Annotated in this window: 4 protein-coding genes; 2 read left to right on the top strand and 2 right to left on the bottom strand. The window is 68.5% G+C overall.

Annotated elements, in window-relative coordinates; translation table 11 throughout:
- Positions 1-444 (bottom strand): hypothetical protein (locus tag VHB92_RS11375; RefSeq protein ID WP_325453870.1); only part of this gene is annotated, 444 nt, incomplete at its 3' end.
- A gap of 131 nt (positions 445-575) precedes the next feature.
- Here VHB92_RS11375 and VHB92_RS11370 point away from each other — a divergent pair.
- Both VHB92_RS11370 and VHB92_RS11365 read left to right on the top strand, forming a co-directional pair.
- A complete protein-coding gene (locus tag VHB92_RS11370) occupies positions 576-1895 on the top strand; it encodes a DUF2510 domain-containing protein (protein ID WP_325453869.1) in 1320 nt (439 codons plus the stop codon).
- 159 nt (positions 1896-2054) lie between these two features.
- Positions 2055-2237: a hypothetical protein gene (locus VHB92_RS11365; RefSeq protein ID WP_325453868.1), complete on the top strand. Its 183-nt coding sequence runs from the start codon at positions 2055-2057 to the stop codon at positions 2235-2237.
- Between the two features lie 101 nt (positions 2238-2338).
- On the opposite strand, the gene VHB92_RS11360 is transcribed toward VHB92_RS11365, so the two are convergent.
- Positions 2339-4801 (bottom strand): hypothetical protein, encoded by a 2463-nt coding sequence (locus VHB92_RS11360; RefSeq protein ID WP_325453867.1) that lies wholly within the window; start codon positions 4799-4801, stop codon positions 2339-2341.
- Positions 4802-5907 lie beyond the last annotated feature (1106 nt).

Genomic DNA, 5907 nt, shown 5'->3' with positions numbered 1-5907 from the left:
CTGCACCTCGTCCTCGTTGCTCGCGGCGAGCGCGGCCGCCGCAGCGGCGCGCAGGGACTGGTCCTCGTCGTCACCGGAGCGCTTGCGCGCCTTGCGGGCCTTGGCCTCGACCTTCGCCGCGTGCAGCTCGGCCTGCCGCTTCGCCTCCGCGTCGCGCTGCTCCTCCTTGTGCCGCTCTTCCGCCTCGGCCTCAGCGGCGGCACGCAGCTCGGCGGCGCGCTCCTGGCGGACGCGGCCCTCCTCGGCGAGCGCCTCGTCGCGCAGCCAGGTGCCGAGCGTGGCCTCGACCAGGCCCTCGACCTGCTCGAGCGCGAGCGACGGTCCCCAGGTGGGCTCGGGGTGGCCGAGCACCCGCGCGGCGACACCGAGGGGCACGCGGGCGGCGCGCGCGTAGCCGTGGATGATGAGGCGAGGGGCCTGGCGGGCCAGGTCAGTGGCGATCATGGTCGTCTCCTTGTCGGGTTTCGGCCACGTGTACCCGCCCCGCCGGTCGGCGACGCTCGGCAGTGACGGCGGCCGCCTGCCCTCCGTTCGGCGCAGTCAGCGGGCGCCGCGGCAGGTCGATCTCTCCCGACATGTCGGTCGGCCCCGGTTGGTACACGGATCCCTACGCGCAGGCAGAGCTGCGCTGGTGGGACGGCACGCAGTGGACGTCCGCCGTCGAATCGCCGTCGGTCGCCAGCGCGGCGGTTGCCGCGCCGGCGCCGTTCGCGACCGCTACCACCACTCTGCCGTCCTACGGTTCGCCGGCTTCTCCGCCGCCCGGGTTCGCACCCACTGCCACGCTCGCGCCGCCGGCCCCTCCGGTCGACTTCAGCAGCGGGACGATCGCCGGCTCCGGCGGCGCGATGAAGAAGCCGGTGCCGACGCCGTTGGTGCTCGGCGTGGTCGGCGCGCTGGTGCTCGCCGGCGGTGGCTACTTCCTGTTCGGTCGGGGCAGCTCGTCGAAGCCGGTCGCGGCCGCCCCTGTCCAGCACCACGCCACCTCAGCGCCGGCCGCGCCGACGAACCCGATCACCGCCGCGCAGGGCATCCTGCTGACCATCGCGGACTTCCCCGAGGGGTTCCAGTCGATCGGAAGCGCGACATCGTCGAGCAACACCTCGGACGACGAACCAACCGACGCCGCCATGAAGAAGTGCGTGGGCGCACAGGACGTGCCCTACGCGGAGGTCGACTCGCCGGCCTTCACTAAGGGCGAGAGCCTCGTGGTCATGTCGTCGGTACAGACTTTCACGACGGTCGGCCTGGCGAAGACCGACTTCAACGGCGTGCTGTCACCGGCGACGCCCCGCTGCCTCACGTCGGCCTTGCAGGACGAGGTGTCGCACGAGGTCGCGGGCGCGGCCGTCAACGTGACGGTGTCGCCGGCGCACTCCGCCGCCGACCAGACCGCCGCGATCGTCGCCACGATCACCGCCTCGCAGGACGGCGTGACGAAGAAGCGCTTCGTCTCGATCATCGGCGCCCGCGTCGGCGCGCGCGAGGTCGCCGTCACCGCGATCGCCGACGGCACGCCCGTCAGCCAGCCGTTGCTGCTCAAGCTGCGCGACGCGATGATCGTGCGTGCTCGCGGCACCGCGGCTGCCAGCCCCGTGGGCCCGATCACCTCAGCGGCCGCCGGCAACCTCAGCGAGGCGGACGCGAACGTGAAGGCATCGCTGCGAAACGCGGCCAACGCGGAGGAGATCTACTTCACGGACAACGGGCAGTACACGAAGGACATCAGGGTGCTCGAAGCGAACAGCTTCAAGCCCGAGCCGGGTGTCACGGTGGTCATCAGCCGCGTCGGTGCCGACGCGTACTGCATCACCGGCAAGAGCGCGGCGACGAAGCACACCTGGACCTACGACTCGCACAAGGGCGGCATCCAGCCTGTCGACCAGCCCTGCTGATCAGCGGTCGCGCCCCGAAGCGAAGCGCTTCTGCGGGTAAGGTGTCGCGCAGCACACGACAGTCGGCTTCCTCCGCGTGCCTGCCCGGCTCGAATGCGGCTCCTCCGGAATGCGTTGCTCGTGCACTGGCCACGTTGACGCGTCCTTGCCCGCATCAGAATGGGCGCGCAGACCTGGACGGTCATCGGGATGGGCTTCGCGCTCTTCGCGTGGCTGCTCGTCCAGATCCGCACGCTGGACCAGCGGATGCGCGGCCACCGCGACGGCGGTCACGACCGCTCCGAGCTCGCTGGGCTCGAGGCTCTCGACGAACCGCTCGGGATGTTGCTCGCTGCCTCGTAGCGCTGGGCCTGATTCGGAGGGTCATTCCGGACCTGAGCACAAGCGCGCGTGCCGCGCGGGCCGACAGGCGCGCTGCAGCGAACCGTTCGGGCGGTCACAGATCAGAAGCCAGGGCAGTTCGAGACGTCAAGATCCGCCTCGATTGGGTACAGCGCGAGTTGGTCGGGCGTGACCTGGTCCCAGACGTCGGACTCTCCGGCGCCGCTCGACGGGTCGGGGTTAACCCAGCACTCGAACTCGTGGCCGGTGGAGATCGGGTACCGGTATTCGTGCCCGTTCTCCGGCACGACGACCCACGAGCTCCCGTCGGCCTGGCGCAGGATGACGTACGCGCCCAGGTTGTCTGCGCTGTTGACTGGCCGTGTGTCCGGCAGCGAACCGTCGCACGTTGCCGCGGTCGATACAACAGCGAGCGCCTTGTCATAGGAATCGATATGGGCTTCCCAATCGACGATGTAGTGCTTCGCGAGGCAAAGGTACGTGCCGCCGTCGGCGATCGGTTGGATCGTCTGCGCTGAGAGGTTCACGAAGTATGCGTGGCCTTGCGAATCTCGGGCGATCTTGCCAGGAGGAAGGCCCGTCGTGCCGCCTCCCGATCCCGGGGTGTCCTGGATGCTCGTGTAGAACGCGCCCTGGCAGTTCTCATCGACCAACCAGTTCGTGTCGTTGTGCGAGAGGCAGTCGGGGAGGACTGGGCGGCCTTCGTGATCCTGGGTTGGTGCGTTAGGGGTGTTGGTGAGCACGACGTCCGTTCCGCCGATGAAGCTGAACACGAAGGCTTGTCCGACACTAGCGATGATCTCGGAGGCAGCGACCGCTTTGAAGACCTTCTTCATCGAACCGAGGATCTTTGACGCCAGGCTGCCCTTCGCGGCGAGCGCGTCGGCGTTGCCTACCGCCTGCTCCAGGAGCGCCTTGACGCAGCCCACCGCGTTGTCGTCCATGTGTGCACAGCTCTGGGCGTCCTCGACCGCTCCGTAGATGTTCTGCACCTGGTTGCTCGCCATGTCCGCGAACGAGCCGACGAGCTCGTCGATGCTCTCCCAGTCGATCGTCGCCGCGACGGATGGGTGCACCGCGTCCTCGGTGACCAGGAAGCTGGGCTGCTTCGACGTCACGAGGTTCTGGCCGGGGAACAGGAGGTGATCACCCGATAGACCCTTCAGGATCGTAGCGACGATCGGGTTGTCCTCAACGCCGCCGCTGACGACGTGTGTGCTGTCACGGTCCGTCGCGTCGTACTCGTACACGACGCCTGCGCTCGCGAGTCCGTCCAGGATCGACGAGTAGGCCGCGTTCGTCATCGTCCAGTCGGCGACGCCGGCGGGCGTCGAATCGTCCTCGGCCTCGACACCGCAGACGATGCCGAACGGCAGCCCGCCATCGGTGTGCGTCAGCGAAACTGATGTCGTCGTGTCGGGGCATGCGGGCTTGGGCTTGAGTGACTGCGCGCTCGCCGCCCCTGTGGCCTGTGCCTGCTGCAGCCACGCGTTGTGCAGCGAGCCATCGGTGAGGTTCTGGAGGCACAAAGGCGCCGGGAGCGAGGTGGAGGCCGGTGTGCACGAGGTGGCACCGAACTCGAACTGCGAGAGCGAATAGGCCACGCTGGTCACGGACGGTTGCCCATTGACCGTCCGGACCGACGTCCCGTTGCCGACTGACAAGGTGGTACCCGATGCGGCATCGTGAAAGACGGCGGGCCGGACTGTGGGATCTTGGATCGTCCACGGGGCTTGGACGGCGACTGACGACGTGCCGACATTCCAGTTCCCGTGGATCGAGGCATCGATGCGTGGGAGGCCATCCTCCCCCGGGTCTTCGGGAAGAACCGAGATGTAGGCACCGGCTGGGTCGGTGATGCGACCCGGCGGAACGATCAGAGCGAACCCATCGCGAGTCACGACCGCTCCGCCCTGCGGCGTGGCCCAGCGCCACGCCGCGCCGCCAGCGAGCATCGGTGCCGGCGTGACGCAGATGGAGCCGTCCTTGAGAAGCTTCTGGAGCTTCGGATCAGACAGGCCATCGACGCGCGGCGTCTCGACCTGCGTGAGGTCCTGAGGGAGGGGACGCGCCGAGATCAGGCCCTGCGCCGTGTTCATCGGCAGCTTCAGGCCGCTCGAGATCGCGGCGGCGGTCGCGGTCTGCACGTCGACCTGCGAGGAAGAGGTGCACGCCAACGGCGTTGGAACGGGCAAGGTCGGCTGGGTCGCGCAGGTCTTGGATGCCATCTTCTCCGCGGCCGAGGGACCGATGCCCGGGACCGAGGAGAGGTCGGCGCCCTTGAGCCACGGTCGGGCGGCGATCAGCCGCTGGACGGTCGGCCCGGATGAAATGCCCAGGCCCTGCTGGATCTGCGATGCGGATGCGGTGTTGATATCAACCTGGCCCGAGACGCACTCCGTGTTCACCGGTGCGAGCCCGGCGGCGGGGTCGTTGACCGTCGCGGTGGGGTTGGCCAGGTCGATCGGCGGCGTAGGCACCGCGGCCTGAACGGGTCCGGTCGCGGTGACAACCTGCAGGCCCGTCACAACCAGCACGCTGCACGCGGACAGCGCCACCGCCACGCGGCCCCGTCTCCGAGCGTGCTTGCCCCGGCTACGCAACATCCGAACCCCCCAACGTGGAGGTGGCTGCGCAGGTCGCCAGGCCCGAGAGCCACCCTGATGGACGGCCCAAGGTAGTGGACAATTCGGGTATTCGGTAGAGGCACCGACCGGTGTTCACCCTGTGTGGGCATCGCGGGGCAAACGGGTGGCACGACCATGCTCCACCGGCAGGCCGGGCCGGACCGCCTGAAAATGCTGGCGCCGACCGTGCCGAGCGCGTCGACGGGATGGTCCGCTGGGCAAGGCGGCTGGCCCTCGACCCGAAGTACGCGCCGGATCTGATGTTCGCGCGGGAGACGAGCCCCGAGTGGCTGTCAGCATGGCGGCAGGCCGACTACCAGGTCGTTGAGGGACTGAACCCGAAGGGCCTGAACTACGGGGTCACCTCCGCGCTCATGGCGCGCCGGACTGTCAAGGCACCCGAGCCCCTGACACGGATCCAGATCTCAACGATTGGTTACCACGGGTTTTGCCTGGCGGCGGCACGACTGAACACCGCATTGCACGACGGTTTGGTCGTCCTCAGCGTGCACGCCTCGCCCTGCCGTGCTGAGTCCTACGTCAACAAGACCTGGCCCTCGCCGGCATTGACCCTCGACAGTTCGAGCGCGTCGGCTGCGAAGGCGGGAAAGGCGGCGGGGGCCTTTGGGACTCCGACGGCGTGCTTGCCACGATCGTGGACACAGCCCGCAGATGCGAGTGCGTTCCCGCCGCCGGTGACTTCAACGAGGCGCTCGGCTGGGATGAGCAGCACCTGGACGACAGGTCCACGTGGGGACGCGAGTACTTCGAGAACGTCGCACGACACGGCCTGGTGTCAGTTCTCCACAAGCGATGGCAGGGCCAGGAGCAGCCGACCCACTTCGACGAGGCCGGACGAGGGCTTCAACTCGACCACGTGCTCGCCACCCCCGGAGTCGCTACTGAATCCCCCCGGCGTGTCCGGAGACTCGATTTGTTGAGTCAGCCGGCCTCGGCGAGGTCGCTGTTCTGACGGTAGTAGTGCTGCTCGAGCTCGATGGGTGGGAGGTCGCCGTTGACCTCGAGCAGGCGGCTGGTGTTGA

Origin of the sequence: Humibacter sp. (assembly GCF_035547335.1) — a bacterium.
Lineage (GTDB): Bacteria > Actinomycetota > Actinomycetes > Actinomycetales > Microbacteriaceae > Humibacter.
This window is presented reverse-complemented; position numbering and strand designations above follow the sequence as displayed.

Excerpts from the sequence above, each read along its gene's own strand:
- VHB92_RS11365 (WP_325453868.1), top strand. The coding sequence starts at position 2,055 with ATGGGCGCGCAGACCTGGACGGTCATCGGGATGGGCTTCGCGCTCTTC.
- VHB92_RS11370 (WP_325453869.1), top strand. The coding sequence starts at position 576 with ATGTCGGTCGGCCCCGGTTGGTACACGGATCCCTACGCGCAGGCAGAG.